Origin of the sequence: Nocardia sp. NPDC050710, from assembly GCF_040654375.1 — a bacterium.
GTDB lineage: Bacteria > Actinomycetota > Actinomycetes > Mycobacteriales > Mycobacteriaceae > Nocardia.
In genome coordinates, this window is sequence record NZ_JBFAHV010000040.1 from 26,436 (window position 1) to 49,469 (window position 23,034).

Consider the following 23,034-nt stretch of genomic DNA (forward strand, 5'->3'; position numbering starts at 1 on the left):
ATGGTGATCAACATGCTGGCACCTCCGGCGTCATCTCGACCGACCCGACGTACTCCATGACTCTGGTGATCGTGACATCACCCAGGCTGATCTGCTGCATGCCGCCATGTTTCGACAACCCCGCTTCCGCCGACCAGCCCCAGCCGTGCGTACCACCCACAGTGACACCCAGGTGCCGATGACCCGCTACGGCGGTCGAGCTGGTCGCGGCCGTTCGTTCAGGCGGCTGGTTCACGTCCTCAGAACATCGGAACGTCCGCACATCGGTGCCAGCTGATGGCTATGCCGCAGGTCGCCGAGTCCCTCGCAAGGCTCGACGCCCCGGCCCGTCTGGCGAACCGCCTACCTCGAGGTACCGCAGGCCTTGGCGACCTCGCGGCGTCGACGATCGCACCGCTGCGGTGACGGTCGCGCATGAACGGGGACCGCTGCCGTTGAACGGACCTCAGTCGGCGCGGTAGCGCAGCATCACCACGGTGTTGAAGTGCCTCGTCTCGACCAATCGGAGCTGGACGCGCTTGTCCAGTGACGGGAAGAACGGTGTGCCGCCGCCGAGCACCACGGGCGAGAGGAACAGCTGGTACTCGTCGATGAGCCCGTGTGGCATCAGCGAGGCCGCGAGACTCGCGCCACCGACCTCCATGACGCCATCGCCTCCGGCCTTGAGCCTGCGGACCTCCTCGACCGCGTTCTCACTGACCAGCGTGCTGTTCCAATGGACCTCGGTGAGCGTCCGGGAGAAGACGACCTTGGGCTTGTCCGTCCAGAGCCCGCCGAACTCGCGCTCGATGCGCGGCGCGTCCTCGGGCACGTGTGGCCAGTATTCGGCCATCAGCTCGTACAGCCGGCGGCCGTGCAGCGAGACCTCGATCTCGCGGTACCTGTCATTGTGGAACTGGTGCAGCTCCTCGTCCGGGTCAGTCCAGTCGATGCTGCCGTCGCGGTCGTTGATGTAGCCGTCCAGGGACACGCCGAACCCATAGATCAGTTTCCTCATGACTGGGTAGACCTCCTACGCGCTCGAAACTCATCGGTATTCATCGATTCTCACCAGGCGTTGAGCCATATCCCTTGGTTTCGGCGGTCTCACCAGCCGGCGACCGCCTATGTCCGACAGCTGGGTACGCACTCCGCCTCGGCGGGCCGCTACTGGTTCAGGATGTCGCAGACAGCAGCAATATACGAGGTTCGTCTTCCTTGGCTAACATGACCGAGATGATCTCGCGTGGTGAGATGCGTCGGGCACTGAGTCGGCAACCCGACGATCAGGTGTGGCGGTCGATGCTTGGGTGGAGCAGGACCTTAGCGCCTTTCTGGTTCGAGGCGATCGATAGATTCGCCGCTGTCGCTGCTATCCCGGAACGACGTCACCTCCGGTGTCGGACGGCCGCGCAGGAATCCTTCGAACGAATGGATGGGTGGTGGTTCGGCCGGGCCGAACTCGTCAAAGCCCGCCGCGACGAGGTCGATAGTGCGATCAGCCTCGTCCTCAACACGGCCCATTACAACCAGATCGCGAATCTCATTCAGGCGCCGACGGCCCAACACGTGGGTAGCGCCTTGCGCGTGACTTTGCATGTCGCGTCAGGGATCTGGGGGCGAGAGCAATTGCCGAGTGTGGTGGCGGGATTCATCTATGACCTGGCCTGCGCCCGAACGCTTTTCCCTGGCGATCCGGCTGCTCTGCTCCAGCATGTTCCACCGAGGTTTTTCACGGATGGCACCGACTACTGCGATAACCACCACCTACTCTTCGTGGAACCTGCCAATTTGTTCGATCTTCGAGCCGAAGCAGATGCGGTGCTTGCCGAAGCGCAACGCATCTGGCTGGACTTCGATATCCCGCAAGCATGGGACATGCCCTCGGACATATGGACCAGGAGCTACCCGGGTACCTTCCAGTCGATGCATTTCGGTTCGATGCATGACTTCCACGCCCGGTAGGTCGACGTCGAGCTGCCCGCGGCGGCGCAACTCGCTGGATTCGATGCGGCTCTGGCGGACTTCAGATCGGCACGGCCAGTTGACCTCCAACTGTTCCACGGGGGCGATCGGCCAGCGCGTTCAGCGGCAGAACAGGATACCTATGCTGATCCTGCCCCTACGCCACCGAGTGAAGAACCAGGGGAACGCTCAACCGATTGTCTGACCGACTACCAGACCTGGACCCAGGACTCGCACTACGGCATCCGCGATCGCCGGGCACGGATAGCCGCCGTTGCCGAGCTTGTAGCCGACCGACGCGAACGCCTGCACCTGATGCACCGGGCCGTTGTCCGGATCAGCGAGCGTATTGGCGGACAATGGCCGGTTTTGCGGGTGGGCAAGCGCGAAACAAGTCAACTGAATTCGACTGTCCTCACTCCAGAAGTAATTCAGCACTTCGGGATTGGTGAAGTCGAGTTGGTCGAAGACGACGGCGATGTCCTCTCGCCCGTACGGGGCTGCGGAGAGTGCGGGCGCGATATCCGCTGGTTCGGTCCCGGTAGCCAGTACCCGTCCTGCCTCCAGGGCCTGTCCCCACGGCGGCACCTGTTCCTCCTCCCACTCGATGCGGTCGGTGGTGTCGGTGGCGCGCTCGCCGCCCACGGTCAGCGAACCGTCGCTGATGCTCCATCGAATATCGCCGAGAATCCCGACATAGGGCAGTTGGGCATTGGCGGACAGGCTTCCGGCGACCAGCGTCCAGGGCGCGCATGCCACCTGATAGCGAATCATGCTCGCCGCCAACTCGGCGAACTCCGCCGCCTCCGGCAGGTATGCCTCATACGGGGCGAGGAATTGGTCCGTCCAGATACCCATTCCCACAACCATGCCAGGGTCGCCACCGCCGCCCAATCGATTTTCCGTGCAGCAAATGAGGAGGCCGCGGACCACCACCGGTGACTGTCCGGAATCCCCGCCGGAGGTCTTTCGCCGGGCAGTGGCGACACCAACGAAGCTTGTGCGCGGAGCTCGGCGTCGGCCTCGGACAACATCTGCTTCTCATAGTCCGGCGAAACCAGCAGCTCCGGATCATCGAACTCGTCCAGTAGGAACTGCACGGCGGATCGGAACCGGCAGGCGATCTCCCAACCATCCCACTCCTCGAGCGCCGAATGCGGTGCGCTGTCGAGGGTGTCGTCGATGTAGCCGGTCAGCGCCCAGCCACTCGCTCCGATCAGGGTGATCACCTGTTTCCGGAAAACCGACCAACCCGCAGCAGATCGGACCTCGGCGTCCCCGAGGCAAATCGAGAACAATTTCGACATGCCGTCGGCGAACGCCCGATCGCGTAACCGCACCATGTCATCCGCGTCGGAGGCGGCGGCGATCTCCGCCGCCCTCCCGAAATCATCGATCGCACTCCGCAACTGCTTCGCCCGCGCCCATATCCAATTCTTCTCCACCTTCTTCGATGTCGAGACCCACGACTGCAAATCCCTTCGCGGCGCGATCATGCCCGAGAAATGCATTCGTCGCCCCGTCCTGGCGCGGTTGCGTGGCCCTGAAAACCCTTGTACACCTGTCGAACAAGCGAACGAACAGGAGGGCTCCGTGGCACAGGCGACCTGGCTGCAAGCGGTGAGTGGCGAGGAGATCCACGCACTCCGGCAGGATCCGACCAGCATCAACAGACTCGACAAGCCCGATCACTACCGCACCCACTACGGCGCCGCGCTCAATTACTTCCTCACCGGGGAGGCTTGGCCCGGCCCTGAAGACCACGAGCTGTGGCCCGTGGTCGGCGGTGTCGACAGCATCGCCTGCTCGACCCTGGAGAACGGGGCTTGCTCGGTGGTGTCGCCGGATCAGGCAACCGAGCTCGCCGCACGTCTCGCCACGGTTGACGTGATGGCCGTCAAAACCGCTGTCAGGCAAGCCGATTTCGAGGAGTTGGTCGACGAGCACGAAATCTACGAGCTGGAGCTGATCACACCCGATGAAGGTCCGGAAATCATCGTCGCCGAACTCGAGGGACTCACTGCCTTCTATGCCAAGACCGCGGATTCCAAGCTCGGTGTCGTGATGTACACCACCTGACTACTTTGAGGGATCACCTGCCCAGGAGCCAACCTTCCACTAGCGCAATGGCATTCATCCCGGGTTGCCGGTGCGGTTCAGCGACACACTCGTGGCGCACCTGTCCTCGGCTGAAGAGGTTCGATCATCGCCGTCACGATTCAGAGTCGGCCACAACAATCGTCCGCTCATACCGCACGGCGGAGGATGGAAGTAAATGATCTCCTCTCAGCCTTGCCATAGAGGCTGATCCGGCTGCGCGTGGTCGATCGAATGCGGTTCGAATCGCGCCTTGTTGGAGGCGTCCAGGAGCGAGCGGCTTGCTGGTATCGAAACGAGATTGGTGTTCAGGGCGTTCTGGTTGAGCTTCCAAGGCTCGGTGACTTCGACTATGCCGCCTCGCACGACAACTGTGTGACGCGGGCGCGATCGGTGATGGCCACGCACCTACCGGCCGTCACCGATTCCCACCGAATTCGAGTAGCCGACTACCCGTGGCTTAGTCCGGTTCGGGGCGGAAGGTAGAAAAGCCGGCGGGTGAATGCCCGAAAGTCGCAGTGCAGGAGCAGGCACATGTCTCGATCTGAGCAGTCAGCAACAGATGTGAATTCGCTATCGGATCGCGCAACGGCACGAGATGGTCAACGCGTCGATGTACCGAACTTCGCGTCCGAGGCCCTGGGTACGTTTCTCGCCGGGGCGGGCACGCTGACGCTGCAACAACGCAGGTTGATAGTCGATCAGGCGCTGCTCATCATCGAATCGAACTACGTGCATTTGCCCTTGAAGGAGGCGATGCACGCGGCGAACCCGGTGCGGCGCCTGCGGATGTTGCGAACGAGGCTGGATCGGCAGACGGCGTCGACGATGGAGCCGGAATGGTTGTTCCACTCGCAGGTGTCGAGCATCTTCCACTCGACGCGTGACCTCCATACCAATTACCTGCTTCCAGCACCCTTCGCTGGTCAGATCGCCTTCCTGCCATTCCGCATCGAGAAGGCGCACGATGCCGGCGCCGACCACTACCTCGTCACGCGGATCGTCGGTGGGTTCCACGCCGACGGTTTCGGTATCGGTGCGGAGATCACCCATTGGAACGGAACGCCGATCGCACGCGCTGTGGCCGTGAATGGTGCCCGGTTCGCGGGTAGTAATGATTCGGCGAATCTGGCGCGTGGCCTCGATTCGCTGACGTTGCGTCCGCTGGTGATCCAGCTTCCCCCGGAAGAGGAATGGGTGACCGTGAGCTTCGTGGGCGGCGACGGAGTGGCGCGCGAGCTCCGCGCACCGTGGCAGATCGCGACCAACCTGCCGCCGGTGACCGACCACGATGCGGTGAGCGTTGCGGCGACCTCGATGGGATTGGACCTGGATTCCGACGAGAAGTCGCGTGCGATGAAGCTGCTGTACCGCCCGGATGTCGTGACCCTCGAGGATGGGCAGACCTCGGCGGAGCTGGTCGAGCCGGTTGCCGTGGAGGGCGCCGACATCGCGACCACGATGCCGGGAGTGTTCCGAGCGCGGGAGGTGAGCACAACCAGCGGGACATTCGGGTATGTGCGGATCTTCACCTTCAGCGTCGAGGATCCGGTGGCTTTTCGCGACGAGTTCGTGCGATTGACCGGCCTGCTGCCTAGGCGGGGCCTGATCGTCGATGTGCGGGATAACGGCGGCGGGCATATCTTTGCCTCGGAGTTTCTCCTGCAGACCATGACGCCGAGGGCGATCTCCCCCGAACCGGTGCAGTTCATCAGCACGCCGCTCAATCTTCGTATTGTTCGGCGGCACAAGAACAATCCGACGGGGCAAATCGATCTGGGGCCATGGTTCGAATCAATCGAGCAGGCAACCGAGACGGGGGCGACCTACTCGGCCGCGCACCCGATCACCCCTGCTGCCGAGGCGAACGAGATCGGTCAGACCTATCACGGACCGGTGGTATTGATCACCGACGCCCGTTGCTACTCGGCGACGGATATCTTCGCCGCCGGATTCGCGGATCATCAGGTCGGAAGGATTCTCGGCGTCGACGACAACACCGGCGCGGGCGGAGCGAACGTCTGGACGCACGGGCTGCTGTCCGCGCTGCTGCGGGTGCCGGAGCCCGCGGACGCCGAATCGCCCTACCGTGCGCTTCCGAGTGGTGCGAACCTTCGGACGGCTATCCGGCGGACGCTACGGGTCGGTGCGGCGGCGGGGACCCCCGTCGAAGATCTTGGTGTCCGGCCGGACGCGGTCCATCGGATGACGCGTAACGATGTGCTCGGCGAGAACGTCGACCTGTTGGCCGCCGCGGGTCAATTGCTGGCGTCGATGCCGGTGCGCCGACTGGATGTGGTTGTCGGCGGTCCGGCTGCGGGTGTGGCTACCGTGGACCTGACGGTTGCCGGGATCGACCGCATCGACCTCTACCTCGACAGCCGACCCCGGGTCTCCGAGGACGTGGCAGACGGCGGAGTGCATATGACCATCGCGGACGTGGTACCGGGACAGAAACTGAGTGCTTATGGCTTTGCCGCCGGGGAGCTCGTCGCCGCGCGCCTGGTGACGATCTGATCGCATGTGACCCGATAACTTCGGCCCGGTGGCGCCCTTCTCGTTCAGGATGATCTCCGAGTAGGCGAGAGCCGTGTCCAAATGACTCGAGCGCAACCGGTTTCGGCGGAATGGCTCAGCGGTGGCCGCCGGAGTGGTCGTGGGAGCAGGTGTCGGTGCGACGGCCGTCCGCGGCCGTGGCCGCCTGCCCCGCGCCGTGGCCTTCCAGGGCCGCGAACGGTCCGCACTCGTTGGCGGTGATCCACACATGGACCATCGGATTGCCCGCGCCGGGATTGATCGAGGCGGGCGGGCAGTTGCCCTGGGCGTCGGTGACACCGGCGACCTGGGGACCATTGGCGCCGGCCTTCCAACAGAGGTTGTCGTGGACGTGCCACTGCATCAGAGGCCCGCCGTAGTTCACCAATTCGGGGTCGTCGATCTTCTTGCCTCTGGCGATGTACATCGCCGAGACCAGGGTCCGATCGGTGCCGTCGACCCGGTAGACCAGCGACTCCGGGTAGGTGGCATCGAGGAATCGGTCGTCGCGGATGTAGCCGGTGTTGATGTAGTGCTCGTAACCGGTGGCCGAGTCGCCGATGGAACGGAAGCCCAGTGCGCCGATGGAACTGACGTCGGCAAATGCGGGCAGCTGGTCGAGGGTGGTGCGAATCAGGGCGGTCGCGCGCTGCTCCTGCGCGGCGGTCACGCCGGGCACGCCGGACAGGTCGATCGGGGTCGCCGGATCCCACGGCCGCGGCCATTCGGTGCCGGTCCCGTGGTCGTGGTCGGCATGGTCGCCGCCGGTGGCATGGTCGCCGTCGGAAGCATGGGCGTGGCCGCCGTCGCCATGGCTGTGCACATGTCCGACGCCGCCGAGCATCGCCGCGACGGCGAGGGCGCTGGCCAGACCGGCGGCGGTTACGGTCGGTGCCGTGGGCAGTGACGCCCCGGGGCGCACCAGAGCGACGGTTGCGCCGGCGATCGCGAGCACCCCCAGCGCCGCGCACGTGCTGTCGAGGAACTGCGGCGCCTCTGCCGTGCCGAGACCGTCGGGCCACGGCAGCCCCGCGAACCGGGTATACCCCCAGATCGCCACCGCGACGAGGTTCACCCCGATCACCGTGACCGGCATGGCCTTTCGCGTGCTCACCGACACCAGCAGCCCGGCCGCGCACTGTGCTGCCGCCAGCACGACCATCAGCCGGGCGAGGGTGGCGTGCTCGGTGTGCAGTCCCGCGGCGAACAGATGCAACGCACCCGCCCCGACCGACGCCACACCACCGAGTAGCAGGAATCCGTTGCGCCCACCAGCCATATTCGATCTCCTCTTGTTCTCCATGGACGCTACACCGGGAATTTCCACACGCCAGGCGTTCTCGCCCCCCGCACCTCCGCTGGTTCGTCTGCACCGCCGACCGGCTACCTCAGGCTTTGACGCACAACGAGCGAGGCCGGGGTTGGTGGTTCGCCAGTCCGGCAGACCGAGTGGCGGATGCGCGAGGCGCGCGGATGCTGCGCTCTGCTCCGTTGCCGGAGTACCGAAGGGCACCGAGGAGTCACCCTCTTCGAAGCAGTTGATCCGAACAAGCCGGGCATCGAGCTCGCGGCCACACGGTGGGCTCTTCCCAGATCGGCGGTCCACACCGCTGACACGAGCCCGTAGCTGGGTTCGCGATCCGCAGTGCCTCGGTTTCGTCGGCGAAGGTGAACACAGACAGGACCGGTCCGAAGATCTCGTGGCTGGCAGCGCTGGACCAGCACTAACTCAGCGCTCGACCAACTGGAGTTCGAGCCACAGTTCCGACCGACTGGTCGGCGACTCGAGTCTGATCTCGAGCAAGCGTTCGATGCGATCCAGTCGGCGACGTAGCGTATGCCGGTGGATCCCCAATGCCTTCGACGCCGGGTCTATCTGCCCGTTGTGAGCGAGCCACACCTCGAGTGTCGAGCGCAGTGCATCCGAGCCGCCGCGGTCGCTATCGAGCAGCGGCGCCAGGTGAGCCTCGGCGTAAGCGCGTGCACGATCATGATCGAAACAGGCACTGAGCCCCTCGCTGATCACCGCTGTGAACTTTGTTGGCTCCTGGCGTCGCGCAGCGTCGTCTGCGGCCTGGCGACTTTCCCGGATCGCACGCGCGAGCTCACCCCAACTCGCCTCGCCGGATATGCCCGGGAAGAGACCCGGAACCGATGTCAGGCGCGCGAGCACGGAATTCGCCGAGCCGTGCGAAGCGATCACCGCTAGGTGATCGTCGATGACCGCGTAAGCGATCTCCCCGTCAGGGCGCACCTCGAACAGCTCGCACGCCGTCGAGAGGCGTCGCGGATCTCCATATGCGGTGAACACAACGATCGGTTCGGTTGGCAGCCCTCCCCATAACTCGTCGGCCATTGCCGCCACGGTGGAGGTTTGTCCGGCGATCAGCATCTTCAGTGCTGCCGCTCGCGCACGAGCGAGCGCATCTCGTGACTGCTCGGTTCGGCGGGCGAACAGGGTCAGCAATGACGCTGCGATGGTGACGACACCGTGGTCGAGAGAACCGACGACACCCTCGCGACCGGCCAGCAAGTAGCCCAGCACGCGGCCGTCCGCGGCGGCGAGAGGATGCGAGATGACATCCTCACCACCTTCGGTCGAGAACACGATCTCACCGGGTCGGGACCGTCGCGCCCGCGAGGTCTGTTCGACCGCCCGTCGCGCACTGCGATGTGTGCTGTCCACGATGTCGCCGGCGGAGTTGAGCAGAGCGGCCCAACCGCCGATGAGCTCCGCGGTGCGCCGAACCAAGGTTTTGGCCCCGTCGGCTGCCAGTGCGGCGTGGATCAGTCGCCGCTGTTGCTGGTGGCTGAGCTGCAGCCGGGCATGGTCTTCGGAGGACAACGCCTGATAGACGGCCTTTTCCAGCAGGATGAACGGCACCTCGAGGGGCACTTCGAGCAGCGGCAGACCTTCCGCGTGCGCGGTGTCGAGGACGGCCGCGGGTATGTCTTCGTACCTGAGACCGACACCGAACCCCAGCGCCGCAACGCCGGCGGCGACCAAACGCCTGACCCAGCCCGAAATCTCCTGGTCGGAGTCGGACAGCCCCACACCCGTGGTCAGTAATAGCTCTCCCCCGCTGAGAAACGCAGCGGGGTCGTCGAGTTCGGACACGTGCGCCCAGCTCAACTCCCGGTCGGCATGTTCGGCCCCCGCCCGAAGCGTGATTCGCAAGGTCGGTTCTGCGACAAGTTGACGGACGGTGAGCGGCACCCATCAAGTGTGCCACTTTGGCCCATCGGAAGTAGAAGATGTCCACTTTGGACACTGGCAGCAGGTTCGACTGGCAGCGACACTTGCCCTAGCTCTGGCCCCGTCCAGATCCGAGCGAGATCGGCCCGCTCAGCACACGACAAGCAAACCCCAACTTACGAGGACAAATCCGTGACCGACTTCACCTACCGGCTGGCGCAGAAGCGGCAGCTCGTCACGGAGCTGCCCGGCCCACGCTCACTCGAATGGGCTCGGCGTCGCCGCGCCGCAGTGGCGGCGGGCGTCGGCTCATCGGTCCCCGTGTACGCGATCGATGCCGACGGCGGCGTGATCGTCGACGTGGACGGGAACTCGTTGATCGATCTGGGCTCCGGCATCGCGGTCACCAGTGTCGGCGCGTCGCATCCTTCCGTCGCCGCAGCTGTCGCCGAGCAAGCGGCGCACTTCACGCATACCTGCTTCATGGTCACACCGTATGAAGGGTACGTCCGCGTCGCCGAGGCACTTTCCGAACTGACGCCCGGTGACCATGAAAAGCGTTCTGTGCTCTTCAATTCGGGCGCCGAGGCCGTGGAGAACGCCGTCAAGATCGCACGCCTGGCGACCGGGCGCTCCGCGATCGTGACCTTCGACCACGCTTATCACGGACGTACGAATCTGACGATGGCCCTGACCGCGAAGACCATGCCCTACAAGGCGCACTTCGGCCCGTTCGCGCCGGAGGTCTACCGGATGCCTGCGTCCTACCCTTATCGAGACCGGCACGGTCTGACCGGCCCGCAAGCCGCCCAGCAGGTGATCGACCAGATCGAGAAACAGATCGGCGCCGACGCGGTCGCGGCAATCATTTATGAACCCATTCAGGGTGAGGGCGGGTTCATCGTGCCTGCGGACGGATTTCTGCCGACTCTCGTGTCCTGGGCCAAGGACAACAGGGTCGTATTCGTCGCCGACGAGGTACAGACCGGCTTCGCGCGCACCGGTGAGTGGTTTGCCAGCACGCACGAAGGGATCGTTCCGGATCTGATCACGATGGCCAAAGGCATCGCAGGCGGCATGCCGCTGGCCGCGGTGACTGGGCGAGCGGACCTGCTCGACTCGGTCCATACCGGAGGGCTCGGCGGAACCTATGGCGGCAATCCGGTCGCGTGCGCCGCAGCACTGGCCACGATCGAGACGATGCGGCAACTGGGCCTTCCCGCACGTGCCCGGGAGATCGAAGCCCTGACCAAGCCGCGCCTGCGTCGGCTTGCCGACGAGATCGACATCATCGGTGAGGTTCGCGGCCGGGGAGCGATGCTCGCGATCGAGCTGGTCCACCCGGGCACCGACGCTCCGGACCCGTTCACAACGAAAGCTATTGCTGCGCAAGCATTGTCGGAGGGTGTCATCGCCCTCACCTGCGGAACGTACGGCAATGTGATCCGGCTACTTCCCCCGTTGGTGATCAGCGACGACCTTCTCGACGAAGCGCTCGGTGTGCTCGAGACCGCGCTCCGCTCGGCCGCGGCGCGCTGACAACGTCCAGAGACCGATCAATTCGCCCTTCTCATGACGCTGGAGATGGGCAAGCCACCCACACTCGCCATCACGCCCTGGAACTTCCCGCTCGCGATGGGCACCCGCAAGATCGCGCCCGCGCTCGCGGCAGGATGCACAATGATCGTCAAACCAGCAGCGGAGACCCCGCTCACCATGCTTCTGCTGGCCGAGGTGTTCCGCGACGCAGGTCTCCCCGATGGCGTGCTGTCGGTGTTGCCGTCGACGCGTGCGGCGGAGCTGACCGCTCCCCTACTCGCCGACACACGGCTACGAAAACTGACATTCACCGGATCGACCGAAGTCGGCAAGATCCTGTTGCGGCAGGCCGCAAATCAAGTGCTGCGGACATCGATGGAACTGGGTGGCAACGCGCCGTTCGTGGTGTTCGACGACGCGGACGTCGACGCCGCGGTCGACGGAGCGATGGCAGCGAAAATGCGCAACATCGGAGAGGCATGCACCGCCGCCAACCGCATCTACGTCGACAACGCCGTGCATGACGAATTCTGCGCCAAACTCACCGCCAGAATGAAAGCACTGCGGATCGGGCCTGGCGATCTCGAAGGCACCCAAGTGGGTCCGCTGATCAGCGACAAGCAGCGCCAGCGTGTCGCCGCACTCGTTTCCGACGCCGTCGACAAGGGCGCCGTCGTCGCGACCGGCGGACACAGTTACGGCGAAACCGGATACTTCTACCACCCGACGGTCCTGACCGGCATCTCCCCGGACGCGCGCATCCTCAGGGAGGAGGTCTTCGGTCCTGTCGCCGCCATTGTCGGTTTCGGCGGAGAAGCGGCCGGAGTCGCCGCTGCCAACGACACCGAATATGGGCTCGCCGCCTACATCTACACCACCGGCCTCGACCGCGCACTACGGGTAACGCGTGCGCTGCAGGCCGGGATGGTCGGCGTCAATCGCGGCATAATCTCCGATGTGGCAGCGCCATTCGGCGGAGTCAAAGAATCGGGATTGGGGCGCGAAAGCGGCAGCGAAGGTATCGATGAATACCTCGAAACCAAATACATCGCCCTTTCCCTGACCGCGTCACGCGCTGCGCGTCCCGTCTTCCATACCGCGCCAGCGCAATACGAGGGTCAGGTTGCTGTTCGTCCGGATTGCCGCCACGAGTGTCGGAACCGCGGCCAGACCGGCCTTGTCCTCGATGTCCGCGGCGAATGTGCCGAACTCGCCCCGAATCTGCATACATTCTGCTGCGCTCAGCAACGAGCTGGCCGATCGAACACCATGGCGCGCCAGACTGCGTCGTACACCATTGCTGTTGGTGTAGCTCGCCTGCTCTTTACCCAGGTATGTCAACAGGATCGCCTGATCCACCCAGTCCACGATACGGTCGGCGGGCAAACGGGTACTGACGAGCAGGTCGACGATATCGGCGGTCGCCATGTTCGGAATATTCTCGATGTCTTCTTCCTCGAGCCTCGACTCGTGCCACACGGTGAGCCCGTCGAGCCCGTCGAGTGCCAGCTCGGACTCCAGGCTGCGCAGGGCGTACCGGAAGACCTTGATCATGATGCTGCGAATGATCTGCCACACCACCACCGGAAAAACGCCGACGGCGAATCCGAGCAACAGCATCTGGGACCGAGAGGTCTGCCACGACGCGCCCTCGGCGATGCCTTCGAGCACCCAGATCCCGATAACAGCAAGAACTATCCGCACAATGACCGCGATATAGGCGCTGCCGCGTAGGTCCGAACGTACATAGCGGCGGAACAGCATCTGAACCGAAAAGAAATAGGCACCGAGGAACGCGAAGGTAACCGGCGTGGCGTTAGGAGTCAACGCAAGCACCCACACTGGCCGATCGGTCGCCGAAGGCATCCGATCGACTGGCGGCAACGTGAGCAACCACCCGACCGCAAGGAGAACCATGGCGATCGAAACCGGCACAGCTGCAATCGAAATCGGCGTCTGCCCCCGCGCCTCCTCACTCGAATAGGGCTGAAATCGCTTCTCGATCACATCGTCGTGCACCTTCCGCGGCAGACGACCATACGTGCCCTCGAACCTCTGAAGGTAACTACCGATCCTCGTCTTTCGCGCTTCCTCGGTCTCCCCAAAATTCCGCTGCACCTCGAGCAGTCCCAACCGCTGAAGATTGGCGAGGAACTCGTTGAGCAGACTCGCGCGCTGAGCAGCGAGGAAAAGCCACCACATCACCGCAGGGGTGGCGAACAGGATCACAACCATCAGCGACCGAACGGCGTTCAACTGCCACAGCTGTGGCAACACGAACAACACGCCGGCAAGGGCGATGAGGATCGCGGGAAAACCGACCAGCATGAGAGCAGCCGCCCGCACGGCCGGATCACGACTCTTCGACCACATCGCAAGAATCGCGACAACCACGACCGCGATCAGAACTCCCGAACCCACCACCACGGAGGGTGTGTGATCGCCGAGCCATGCCCGGGCGGACTCGCTTTGCAATATCCCCATGGCGACGACCACAGGCCAGAACAAGATACCGACGGCGGCGGTGAACCATTCCGATTTTCCACCAGCACCCGCGGGCCTTGTGTCTCCTGATCCGCTGCCGTCTTGATGATCCTCCGGCCCGGCACCACCGATTGCGGGATTCAGCGACGCGGCCTCGGTCTCACCGCAAACAGTTCCTGTCCCGGATCGGTCAACTACTGCCACTTCCGCCGTCGATCCATGGCTAGTGGCGTTATCTTCTGTTGGCATCTTCAGCCTTCCACGATCGGAAGAGCGCCCCCGCTGATCTTCACCTCGAACCGAGTCACAGCCCGGTGGACAGAATTCTTCGCTTCGCACATGTCCGACACACGAGTAGCGCACTACTCGACAGTTGCGCCCAGGTCACCCGCTTTCCACCGCCACAGATCGCTCCCGCGATTGGCAGTCATCCAAGAAGGCTCACCGGAACCGACACATTGCACTGGCGGTCGGTAAAGGGCTGCTGCGGCCCCCACTGGCCCTGGCTGTCGAAATACCGAGACCACCACATTCGGGTGTCGCCATAGGCTCCCGGCCCTACCATCACCAGGGTATGGCCGTCCGCCCCGCTGGCGGTAGTGTGCAACTCCATTGGTGCTCCTGCGAATCCGGTGCACCGAGACGGTGTGCGGCGCACCGGAGCTGGGGAAAGACTGGGCGCGAGACCGCTGCGACCCGCCGCCACCGGATGGTCAGGTGTGGTGAGTGAACCCGACCTGGCCAGGCTTGCGATTGGGCGCGAAACCGATCCTGGCGAGGGTCTCGTCGGTGTCGACGTAACGGTCGTCCAGTTTGTAGATCTCGCGCGCCTCCTTGCCGGTGGCGACCTCGCGTCCCAGCTCGCCCGCGAGGCGCACCAGCTGCTCGACCTGCTGCACCGAGGCTATCTTCTGCCCCTTGCGGCCCCACAGGGTGTCCTCGTTGCCGCAGCGGGTATGGAGGCCCATCGCGATGGCCATGGTGTTGATCGGCAGGCAACTGCGCATGAGCGTCTCGAGGGTCAAGACGGCCCCGTCGGGAACGCGGCGGATGAACTCCATCATGTTGTACGGGTTCGGTCCGTCGAAGCCGCCGCCGATGCCGACCCAGGTCACCATGAGTGGACCGGTGTAGACGCCGCGGCGGATCAACCGCTCGACCGTCTCCAGCTGCGGGATGCTGGCAAGCTGAAAGTGCGGCTGAATTCCCGCCGCCTGCAAGCGCTTCAGGTGCTCCTCCACCCAGGTGGGCCCGGCGGGGACGACCATCTCCCGGTACGCCTCGTAGACCTCCGGGCGGGTGAACGACGTGCCTGCGATGTCGGCGTCGGTCATCAGCTCAACGATATTCATCTGGCTGGTATTGATGGCGATGGTCACCTGATCCGGTTTCGGATCCAGCTCGGCGAGCAGATGGCGGGTGTCGTCGGACAGCCATTTCGCTTCCGCGCCTTCACCTTCCGGTGCGAAGGAGATGGAGCCGCCGACCTGCAGGATCATATCCGGCACGGCCTCGCGCAGCCGGCCGAGCAGCTCGTTGAACTTCGACAGCCGCTTGGAGCCCTTGCCGTCGAGTTCACGCACGTGGATGTGCAGCACGGTGGCTCCAACGTTGTAGCAGTCCACCGCGGCCTGGACGTGCTCGTCCATGGTCAACGGCAGATCCGCACGGAAGTCGCCGGGTTCCCATTCCGGACCGTAGGGGGCGACGGTGATGACCAGCTTCTCCTGGTTCTCCGGGAACAGGGAATCGTCGTGGAAATGCATGAGAGACGCTCCTGTCGGAACTCGAATACTGTTGGGGGTGAGAGGTTTCAGTGAGTTGGGTCGCCGACGATCCCGGCACGCTCCATCTTTCGGACCGCGGGCCAGTAGTCCTGGACCGCGTAGTGCTGGGTCGAGCGGTTGTCCCAGATGGCGAAGCTGTTGTTCGTCCACCGCCAGCGCACCTGGTATTCGGGGATGCTCGCCTGCCGCATCAGGTAGTGCAGCAACTCGCCCGCCCCCGGTGCGTAGTCGGCGCCGGAGCGCACGTTCTGGGGCGTGTGGTAGTTGACCAGGTGCGTGGTGAAGGAATTGACGAACAAGATCTGCTCGCCGGTCTCGGGGTGGGTGCGCACCACCGGATGCTCGGCGTCGGGGAAACGCTGCGCGAGGTCGTGGCGTTCGTCGATCGGCATGGCCGCGCCGAAGCTGGCTTCGATGCTGTGCTTGGCCCGCAGCCCCTGAATACGCTGTCGCACGTGTTCGGGCAGGCGCCGATAGGCCTCGACCATATTCACCCAGATGGTGTCACCGCCCACCGGCGGCGTTTCCACGCAGCGCAGCACACAGCCCATGGGCGGGTTCTGCCGCCACGTCGCATCGCAGTGGTAGGCGTTCTCATAGTGTTCGGGCGGGCTGTCGAGGTCCTTGTAGATGCGCACCAAGCCCGGGTGGTCGGGATCGCTACCCGCCACGGGATGGTCCTCCAGCGGGCCGAAACGCTGTGCGAGAGCGATGTGATCGGCGCGGCTGATGTCTTGGTCGCGGACGAACAGCACCTTGTGCTCGAGCAGCAGAGCGCGCAACTCGGCGAACAGCGTGTCGTCACCGGCCACCTGCGCGAGGTCGACATCGAACAGTTCGGCGCCGATCGTGCAGGTCAACGGCTGCACCCGGATCGAGCCGCGCTTCGTCGAATCCGGTAGTGGGGCAAGGGATGTCATAAGAAGTCCTCCATGGGGTCACGCCGCCGCGGCGGCCGGGGTGTCAGAGTGTGAAGACCGAGGAACCGATGCTGCGGCCGGATTCCAGGTCGCGGTGCGCGCGCACCGCATCGGGCAGCTCGTAGCGCTGGTTGATTTCGATGCGGATCCGCCCCGCCGCGACATGGTCGAACAGTTCTCCGGCCAGCTCCGCGCGCTCGGCGGGGTCGGCGATGTAGTCCGCGAGGGCGGGGCGGGTGACGAACAGCGAGCCCTTGACCGCCAACTGCATGGCATCGATGGGCGGCACCGGCCCGGAGGCGGTGCCGAAGCACACCAGCAACCCCCGCCGTGCCAGCGAATCCAGCGACGTCTGATAGGTGGTTTTGCCGATGCTGTCGTAGACGACCGGCACACCGGCCCCGCCGGTGAGCTCCCGCACCCGTACGGCGACGTCCTCGCGGGTGTAGATCACCACGTGATCGCAGCCGTGCGCCCGGGCGATCTCGGCCTTCTCCTCGCTCGACACCGTTCCGATCACAGTGAGGCCCAACAACTTCGCCCACTGCAGGAAGATCAACCCCACACCACCGGCCGCCGCGTGCAACAGCACAGTGTCCCCCGCGCGCAGTGGATGAATGCGGCGCAGCAGATATGCGGTCGTCAGGCCTCGCATCGTCATCGACGCGGCCGTGTCGAAACCGATCTCGTCCCGCAACCGGATCAGATGTTCGGCGGGCATCACCCGCTCGGTGCTGTAGGCGCCCAAGGGACTGCCGGTGTAGGTGACCCGGTCGCCAGGTCGGAAAGCGTCGACCTCGGGGCCGACGGCCTCGATGATCCCGGCCGCCTCGACACCCATGCCCGCAGGCAGCGCGGCCGGGTACAGGCCGCTGCGGAAGTAGGTGTCGGCGAAGTTCAGCCCTACCGCCTCATGCCGGATACGCACCTGGCCGGGGCCCGGCTCGCCTACTTGGATCTCATTCCAGCGCAATACCTCCGGGCCACCGGTCTCGTAGAAGCGAACAGCGTGTGCCACAGTGAATCTCCTCTTCGACGCGGCCGTACCGCATGCGGGCACGGTCGGTCCTCATGTCCGACGTGCGGGGTCCGGCTCCGCCATCCACGCGCCCGCGCACGGGCGGCTACGGCGTGTTCGGACTACCGAGTCCGCGATGTCTGCGGAAGGCCGTATCGGGTGCGCTCACCGATCACGATCTCCTCCTTCCACTGATCACCGCGGCTGTAGTGAGACCCACAGTAGGCGCGATCGCTAGCCATCGCTTATCCTGACGGGACAGGATTTCATTCAACTCGGGACATTGGGAGACGTGTTGAAGCCGCTGGCCCGCTACGCCGCACTGCACGGCTACGTCGAACTCGGCCAATCGCTCGGCTTCGCCCCGGTCGAGCTGATCCGCGCAGCCGGTCTCGACCCGGCCAGCCTGAGCCTGCAGGACCGCTGGGTACCCGCTGCCGCCATCGCCGAGCTGCTCGAACGCTCGGCGATGGCGGCGGGATGCGAGGACTTCGGGCTACGGTTGGCCGAACGGCGCCGCTTCGCCAACTTGGGCCCACTCAGCCTGATCATCCGAGACGAACCCGACGCCCGCAGCGCCCTGCGGGTCATCTCCCGGCACGACCACCTGTACAACGAGGCCCTGCACACCCGCCTCACCGAGCACAACGGCATCGCCACTATCCGCTTGACCCTCGACCTCGGGGAACCCGGCGAAACCCGGCAAGCCGTCGAACTGGCTGTCGGCGTCCTCCATGGACTCCTCCGCGGATTCCTCGGAACCGATTGGCAGCCATTGGAAGTCCGCTTCACCCACCCCGCCCCCCGCGACCGCCGCACGCACCACCGCCTCCTCGGTCCGCACATCAGCTTCGACCAGGACTTCAACGGAATCCTCACCTACACCACCGATCTCGACGCCGCCAACGCCATGTCGGAGCCCCAGCTGCGTGCCTACGCCCGGCAGTTCTTCGACTCCGTGCGCGATGCCCCCACCGTGACCACCATCGACCGGGTCCGCGAACTCATCGAACTGCTCCTGCCCACTGGACGCTGCTCGGTAGAACAGATCGCCCGCAGCCTCGGCGTCGACCGCCGCACCATCCACCGCCACCTCGCCGCCGAAGGCCAAACCTTCACCACCCTGCTGGATGCCACCCGTGACGAACTCGCCCAGCACCTGGTCACCAACCGCCGCCACACACTCACCGAGATCGCCGAACTACTCGCCTTCTCCTCACCAGGCAACTTTTCCCGCTGGTTCCGCCAACGCCACGGATGCAGCCCCACTCAATGGCGAACCGGCACGACCACCAAGCACATGACGCCTACGCCGAGACGGCCACGGCGGCGGTGAACGCCACCGGACGGCGCGCGAAATGGCCCGATAGGCATGAGCGTGCGCGGTGCCTGCTCGCCCAGCAGATGACACGCTCAAGCACCGGCACGCGCGCTGTCTGAAGGTTTCTGAACTTGCTCGACCCGTCTACCGGTAGCAGTAGGAGTCGGAGGAGGCGTCGCCGCCCTGGAGGCGCACCTGGTGCACCCGCAGACCTCGAAAGTCCTCATCGTGCGGGAAGAACGACTCGTCGATGGTCATTCCGCCGTTGGGTTCGGTGCGCATCATGGCCATCCAGGCGCCCACCCCATCCGGGTAGAACTGGTCGTCCCACGCGCTGTAGAGCGAGTTGGTGAGGTAGACCCGCCGACCGTCACGGCTGATCTCGACCATCTGGGGACCGCCGGAAAGCGGCTGATCCGGCGCGGCCGGGTGGGCGGTGCGACCCACGACCCCGCCGAGCCGGACCGACCCGGTCTGTTTCGGGTTGGCCGGATCGCGCACGTCGAACTGCTTCAGCTCTCCGGTACCCCAGCACGAGACGTAGAGGTATGCGTCATCGACCGACAGGTCGATGTCGCTGACCAGCGGCGGCACCGCGCCGAACGCTTTCAGCGCCGGCGGCAGCAGGTCGGGATCGGCCGGCTCGGCCGGGATGGTGATCACCTTGTCGACTGCCCACACGCCATCGTCGCGGTGCCAACGCCACACGGAGGCCGACAAATCCTCGGTCGAGATCACCACGCCGACGAACCCCCAGGTAGCGTCCGGATCGTGCGAAGGGCGCAGCTCGAGTGGCATCTGGTGGTGCTCGCCGAGGTCGATCCGCTGCTGGTGCCTGCCGGCGGTGAGGTCCCAGAAGTGGATCGCGTGGCCGTACTTGTTGGCCAGCAGCAGCTCCGGTTTCAGCCCGTCCTCGATCATCGACGGGGTGCCCCACTCGCTGCTGATCAGCGTGTTCTGATTGAGATGCCACCAGGCGTCGTACGCGAAGTATTGCGGCCCGCGGTCGGTCTCCCATTGCCGCAGCACATCGAATGTGTCGTGATCGAGCAGCGCGATCCCGCCCGGCCCGTCCGATCCGTCTGCCCCGCCGAGGCAGGTCATGAACACACCGTCCGGCCCACAGTGCAGCGTGTGTGGACGGGAGTAGCCGGCCTTGGCCGCGAGCTCGGAGCTGTCCACGATCTTGGACAGGCTGGGCTGGCGTGGGTCGGGTTGGGTGTCGAACACGTACAAGCGCGACGAGCGCAGACCCGGCACGATCAGGTACCGCCGGGCCAGCCCCTCCATGTGGTGGCCCTCGTGCATCAGCGCGCTGCTGCAGACGTTCCAGCCGAAATGGTGCAGCTCGTTGCCCAGGTGGGGTACCTCGGTCCAGCCCACCACCCGGCCATAGGTGGCCGAGCCCGGATCCACATCGACTACTGACAGTGCATCCGGCTTCTGTGCCGCGCGGTCGAACGCCACAACGTATGCGAGCCGCTCCGCTGGGGCGGCAGCCGCGTCCGCCGCGCTGCGATAGAAGGTCGGGTCCGTATCTACGTGATTCATTTCCAGCCTCCTTCATGCCGATGGACGGACCCACGCACCTTGCCCGATCTGGCGGTTCCGAGGTGGGCGGGACCCGTGTCGTCGCGTGCCGTAATGGCGCGGGCAGGCAGTAACCAGTCTCGGCCTTTCGACGTAGATCCACCAGCTACCGCCGGCACGGTGGCCGAGCGCACGGGAGTCGCTACCGACAGGACTTCGTTGTCACTGACGCGACACCGTTGGGGTCTCGCGCCAGGACTTCGAGGTTGTGCTAAATGGCTTTGAGTCGGGCCCGTTCGATGATCGGCGTGGTGTCGAGGGCTGTGGGCAGAGTTCCGTAGGCGGATCCCCAGTCGCGGTGCAAGCGGGTGGCGCAGAACGCGTCCGCTACCGCTGGGTGTCCGTGCCTGACCAGGAGCGAGCCCTGCAGGGTAAGGGCCATGTTTTCGACGAGGCGGCGGGCTCCAGCTTGGACGAGGTCCAGATCGTCGGCGGTGAGCAGGGCGCCGAGCTCGGTGCGCAGACGGTCGGCGGCGACATCGAGATTTCGGTCTGCGCCGGCGGCTTTGTCGACTTCGGCGAGGAAAGCGGCGACCGTCTCCGGCTGCTTGGCCATGGCGCGCAGCACGTCGAGCGCCGCGACGTTGCCGGAGCCTTCCCAGATCCCCAGAACCGGTGCTTCACGGTAGAGCATGGGCATCCCCGATTCCTCGACATAGCCGTTGCCGCCGAGGCATTCGAGGGCTTCGGCGATATGTGCCGGCCAACGCTTGCACAGCCAGTACTTCGACACGGCGAGCGTGAGCCGTTGGAAGTGGTCCTCGGCCTCGTCGCCGTTCTTCGCCCGGTCGGTCGCGGCCGCGAGCCTGGTCATCAAGGTGGTGGCAGCCTCGGCTTCGACTGCCAGATCCGCCAGGACGTTGCGCATGAGCGGCTGGTCGATGAGCTGGCGGCCGAACGCACGGCGGTGAGCGGCGTGGTGGACAGCTTGAGTGAGGCCGGCCCGCATGCCCGAGGCAGCGCCGATCACACAGTCCAATCGGGTCAGATTGACCATCTGGAGAATCGTCGACACACCGCGGCCTTCCTCGCCGACCAGCCAGGCCGTCGCTTCGGCGTACTCGACCTCGGCGGAGGCGTTGGAGTGGTTACCGAGTTTGTCCTTGAGCCGCTGCAGGTGCATGCGGTTGCGGGTGCCGTCGGGTAGGACCCGCGGGAGCAGGAAGCACGACAGCCCGCCGGGCGCCTGGGCCAGGAGCAGGAAGATGTCGCTCATCGGGGCCGAGGTGAACCATTTGTGTCCGGTGACCAGATAGGAGCCGTCGGCCTGCGGCACGGCACGGGTGGTGACAGCGCGCAGATCCGAGCCTCCCTGCTTCTCGGTCATCGACATACCCGCAATCAGGCCCGATTTGGTCAGCGGCGGTCGAAGCCCGAAATCATAGGACCGCGAGACCAGCAGCGGCTCATAGGAACTCGCCAGGGTGGGGCTCTGCCGCAGCGCGGCGACGCTGGCGTAGGTCATCGAGATCGGGCAGATGTGACCGGCCTCCGTCGGCCAGACGTACAGCTTCGCCGCCCGAGCGAGGTGTGCGTAGGGCCGGTCGTCGGCCCAGGCCGATCCGTGCAGCCCGTAGCCGACCGCGCGAGCCATCACCTCGTGCCAGGCGGGATCGAACTCGACCTCATCGATGCGGTGCCCATACCGATCGTGGGTGCGCAGGACAGGTCGATGAGCGTTGGCCTGCCGCGCCCACGCCTGGACCTGTTCCGAGGCGGCCATGGCGCCGACCTCCCGAACCTCGGCCTCGGCCTCGCCGCCCCCGTCCCGGTGCAGACCTTCCAGCAGAGCCGGATCGTCGGCCGGATTGTGGCCGGTCAGCGGGGGAACCTGGTTGAAAACCACATGGGTCATGAACGCCTCCGAAACATAACGTAGTTGTGTTATGCTAAGACCATGGCACGCGCACCACTGGGACGTCAACAACTCCTCACCGCGGCTAGGGCCGAGCTCCTAGCCGGGCACGGCACCCTCGACCTCGCATCGGTCACCCGGCGGGCCGGGGTCACAAGCGGTGCTCTCTACCACCATTTCGGATCCAAAGCCGGACTGGTCACGGCGATCTACACGTCGTTCTACGACGGTCTCGACACGCTCCTGTCCGACGAGGGACTGCCGGATGAGTCCGACTGGAGCGCACGGGAGCGCGAACGCACGCGCCGGATCGTCGACTACCACTTTGCTGATCCGCTGGCCGAGATCTTCCTGAACCGCGCGGCCCCCGATCCGCAGATTGCCGAAGTGGAACCTCTGCTGATCCAGCGCGTCAGCGATGCCACGGCACGCAATATCCGGCGCGGCCAGCAACTCGGCCAACTCGACGCCGACATCGACCCCGACAGCGCGGGCGCCTACATCATCGGAGGACTGCGCCACGCACTGGCGCAGCAGCTACGAACCGTGCCACGCGTGTCCACGGAAACGGCCACCGCGCTGCTGTGGCGGTACGTCGCGGCCACCCTCGGCCTCCCCGCACCGCAGCAAGGACAGAGCTGAGGGCGGTGGCCACTCCAAGCGAATCCTGTTGAGCGACCGAGAAACCCACCGGACGGATGCACCGAATTCGTGGCTCTGGCTCATTTCCGGCGGTAGGTGAGCTCGG

Annotated in this window: 18 protein-coding genes and 1 pseudogene; 8 read left to right on the forward strand and 11 right to left on the reverse strand. The window is 65.1% G+C overall.

All coding sequences use genetic code 11. From position 1 onward, the window contains the following. Positions 1-445: 445 nt before the first annotated feature. Positions 446-997, reverse strand: a complete 552-nt coding sequence (locus AB0H61_RS37545; protein WP_357313362.1) for a dihydrofolate reductase family protein — start codon at positions 995-997, stop codon at positions 446-448. 209 nt (positions 998-1,206) lie between these two features. Between AB0H61_RS37545 and AB0H61_RS37550 the strand changes: the two genes are divergently transcribed. Beyond that, positions 1,207-1,944: a hypothetical protein gene (locus AB0H61_RS37550; protein ID WP_357313364.1), complete on the forward strand. Its 738-nt coding sequence runs from the start codon at positions 1,207-1,209 to the stop codon at positions 1,942-1,944. A gap of 189 nt (positions 1,945-2,133) precedes the next feature. Here the strand turns inward: AB0H61_RS37550 and AB0H61_RS37555 are convergent, their stop codons facing one another. Both AB0H61_RS37555 and AB0H61_RS37560 read right to left on the reverse strand, forming a co-directional pair. After that, the gene (locus AB0H61_RS37555) at positions 2,134-2,802 is read right to left on the reverse strand and encodes a hypothetical protein (protein WP_357313366.1); all 669 of its coding nucleotides are present in this window, start codon (positions 2,800-2,802) and stop codon (positions 2,134-2,136) included. Continuing rightward, positions 2,715-3,353, reverse strand: a complete 639-nt coding sequence (locus AB0H61_RS37560) for a hypothetical protein (protein ID WP_357313368.1) — start codon at positions 3,351-3,353, stop codon at positions 2,715-2,717. The genes AB0H61_RS37555 and AB0H61_RS37560 overlap by 88 nt, the downstream gene beginning before the upstream one ends. A gap of 184 nt (positions 3,354-3,537) precedes the next feature. On the opposite strand from AB0H61_RS37560, the gene AB0H61_RS37565 reads away from it, so the two are divergent. Together AB0H61_RS37565 and AB0H61_RS37570 are read left to right on the forward strand one after the other, a co-directional pair. After that, on the forward strand, positions 3,538-4,023 hold the full coding sequence (locus tag AB0H61_RS37565) for a DUF1877 family protein (RefSeq protein WP_357313370.1): 486 nt from the start codon (positions 3,538-3,540) through the stop codon (positions 4,021-4,023). Positions 4,024-4,575: 552 nt separating this feature from the next. Continuing rightward, a complete protein-coding gene (locus tag AB0H61_RS37570) occupies positions 4,576-6,558 on the forward strand; it encodes a S41 family peptidase (protein ID WP_357313373.1) in 1,983 nt (660 codons plus the stop codon). Positions 6,559-6,673: 115 nt separating this feature from the next. Here AB0H61_RS37570 and AB0H61_RS37575 read toward each other — a convergent pair whose 3' ends face one another. The 3 genes from AB0H61_RS37575 to AB0H61_RS37585 all read right to left on the reverse strand — a co-directional run bounded on the left by AB0H61_RS37575 (position 6,674) and on the right by AB0H61_RS37585 (position 9,793). Further along, the gene (locus tag AB0H61_RS37575) at positions 6,674-7,855 is read right to left on the reverse strand and encodes a hypothetical protein (protein WP_357313376.1); all 1,182 of its coding nucleotides are present in this window, start codon (positions 7,853-7,855) and stop codon (positions 6,674-6,676) included. Positions 7,856-8,096: 241 nt separating this feature from the next. Then, entirely contained in the window at positions 8,097-8,252 is a 156-nt protein-coding gene (locus AB0H61_RS37580; RefSeq protein ID WP_357313379.1) for a hypothetical protein, read from the reverse strand. Positions 8,253-8,305: 53 nt separating this feature from the next. Next, positions 8,306-9,793 carry a PucR family transcriptional regulator gene (locus AB0H61_RS37585; protein ID WP_357313381.1) on the reverse strand — a complete coding sequence of 496 codons (1,488 nt, stop codon included), beginning with the start codon at positions 9,791-9,793 and terminating at the stop codon, positions 8,306-8,308. 171 nt (positions 9,794-9,964) lie between these two features. Here AB0H61_RS37585 and gabT point away from each other — a divergent pair, with 171 nt between their 5' ends. The 3 genes and pseudogenes from gabT (at position 9,965) to AB0H61_RS37600 (ending at position 13,885) form a co-directional block, all read left to right on the forward strand. Then, a complete protein-coding gene (gene gabT / locus AB0H61_RS37590; RefSeq protein WP_357313417.1) occupies positions 9,965-11,311 on the forward strand; it encodes a 4-aminobutyrate--2-oxoglutarate transaminase in 1,347 nt (448 codons plus the stop codon). 15 nt (positions 11,312-11,326) lie between these two features. Beyond that, positions 11,327-12,367 (forward strand): annotated as a pseudogene (locus AB0H61_RS37595) (aldehyde dehydrogenase family protein); the annotation flags it as partial. 957 nt (positions 12,368-13,324) lie between these two features. Further along, positions 13,325-13,885, forward strand: coding sequence for a hypothetical protein (locus AB0H61_RS37600; RefSeq protein WP_357313384.1), 561 nt, complete (start codon positions 13,325-13,327; stop codon positions 13,883-13,885). 623 nt (positions 13,886-14,508) lie between these two features. Here the strand turns inward: AB0H61_RS37600 and AB0H61_RS37605 are convergent. The 3 genes from AB0H61_RS37605 to AB0H61_RS37615 are packed head-to-tail and all read right to left on the reverse strand — an operon-like array spanning position 14,509 to position 17,520. Next, on the reverse strand, positions 14,509-15,561 hold the full coding sequence (locus tag AB0H61_RS37605; protein WP_357313386.1) for a 3-keto-5-aminohexanoate cleavage protein: 1,053 nt from the start codon (positions 15,559-15,561) through the stop codon (positions 14,509-14,511). Positions 15,562-15,608: 47 nt separating this feature from the next. Further along, positions 15,609-16,502: a TauD/TfdA family dioxygenase gene (locus AB0H61_RS37610; protein ID WP_357313388.1), complete on the reverse strand. Its 894-nt coding sequence runs from the start codon at positions 16,500-16,502 to the stop codon at positions 15,609-15,611. Positions 16,503-16,545: 43 nt separating this feature from the next. After that, positions 16,546-17,520: a quinone oxidoreductase gene (locus tag AB0H61_RS37615; protein WP_357313390.1), complete on the reverse strand. Its 975-nt coding sequence runs from the start codon at positions 17,518-17,520 to the stop codon at positions 16,546-16,548. A gap of 295 nt (positions 17,521-17,815) precedes the next feature. Between AB0H61_RS37615 and AB0H61_RS37620 the strand changes: the two genes are divergently transcribed. Beyond that, positions 17,816-18,856, forward strand: a complete 1,041-nt coding sequence (locus AB0H61_RS37620; protein ID WP_357313419.1) for an AraC family transcriptional regulator — start codon at positions 17,816-17,818, stop codon at positions 18,854-18,856. A 129-nt stretch (positions 18,857-18,985) separates the two neighbouring features. On the opposite strand, the gene AB0H61_RS37625 is transcribed toward AB0H61_RS37620, so the two are convergent. Together AB0H61_RS37625 and AB0H61_RS37630 are read right to left on the reverse strand one after the other, a co-directional pair. Beyond that, positions 18,986-20,392, reverse strand: coding sequence for a selenium-binding protein SBP56-related protein (locus AB0H61_RS37625; protein ID WP_357313392.1), 1,407 nt, complete (start codon positions 20,390-20,392; stop codon positions 18,986-18,988). A gap of 250 nt (positions 20,393-20,642) precedes the next feature. Beyond that, complete coding sequence (locus AB0H61_RS37630; protein WP_357313395.1) at positions 20,643-22,286, reverse strand: acyl-CoA dehydrogenase family protein; 1,644 nt, start codon at positions 22,284-22,286, stop codon at positions 20,643-20,645. Positions 22,287-22,328: 42 nt separating this feature from the next. Between AB0H61_RS37630 and AB0H61_RS37635 the strand changes: the two genes are divergently transcribed. Next, a complete protein-coding gene (locus AB0H61_RS37635; protein ID WP_357313397.1) occupies positions 22,329-22,928 on the forward strand; it encodes a TetR/AcrR family transcriptional regulator in 600 nt (199 codons plus the stop codon). Positions 22,929-23,034 lie beyond the last annotated feature (106 nt).

Coding starts and splice junctions, on each gene's coding strand:
- AB0H61_RS37545 (WP_357313362.1), bottom strand. CDS start 997: ATGAGGAAACTGATCTATGGGTTCGGCGTGTCCCTGGACGGCTACATC.
- AB0H61_RS37550 (WP_357313364.1), top strand. CDS start 1,207: ATGACCGAGATGATCTCGCGTGGTGAGATGCGTCGGGCACTGAGTCGG.
- AB0H61_RS37555 (WP_357313366.1), bottom strand. CDS start 2,802: ATGGGTATCTGGACGGACCAATTCCTCGCCCCGTATGAGGCATACCTG.
- AB0H61_RS37570 (WP_357313373.1), top strand. CDS start 4,576: ATGTCTCGATCTGAGCAGTCAGCAACAGATGTGAATTCGCTATCGGAT.
- AB0H61_RS37575 (WP_357313376.1), bottom strand. CDS start 7,855: ATGGCTGGTGGGCGCAACGGATTCCTGCTACTCGGTGGTGTGGCGTCG.
- AB0H61_RS37605 (WP_357313386.1), bottom strand. CDS start 15,561: ATGCATTTCCACGACGATTCCCTGTTCCCGGAGAACCAGGAGAAGCTG.
- AB0H61_RS37610 (WP_357313388.1), bottom strand. CDS start 16,502: ATGACATCCCTTGCCCCACTACCGGATTCGACGAAGCGCGGCTCGATC.
- AB0H61_RS37625 (WP_357313392.1), bottom strand. CDS start 20,392: ATGAATCACGTAGATACGGACCCGACCTTCTATCGCAGCGCGGCGGAC.
- AB0H61_RS37630 (WP_357313395.1), bottom strand. CDS start 22,286: ATGACCCATGTGGTTTTCAACCAGGTTCCCCCGCTGACCGGCCACAAT.
- AB0H61_RS37635 (WP_357313397.1), top strand. CDS start 22,329: ATGGCACGCGCACCACTGGGACGTCAACAACTCCTCACCGCGGCTAGG.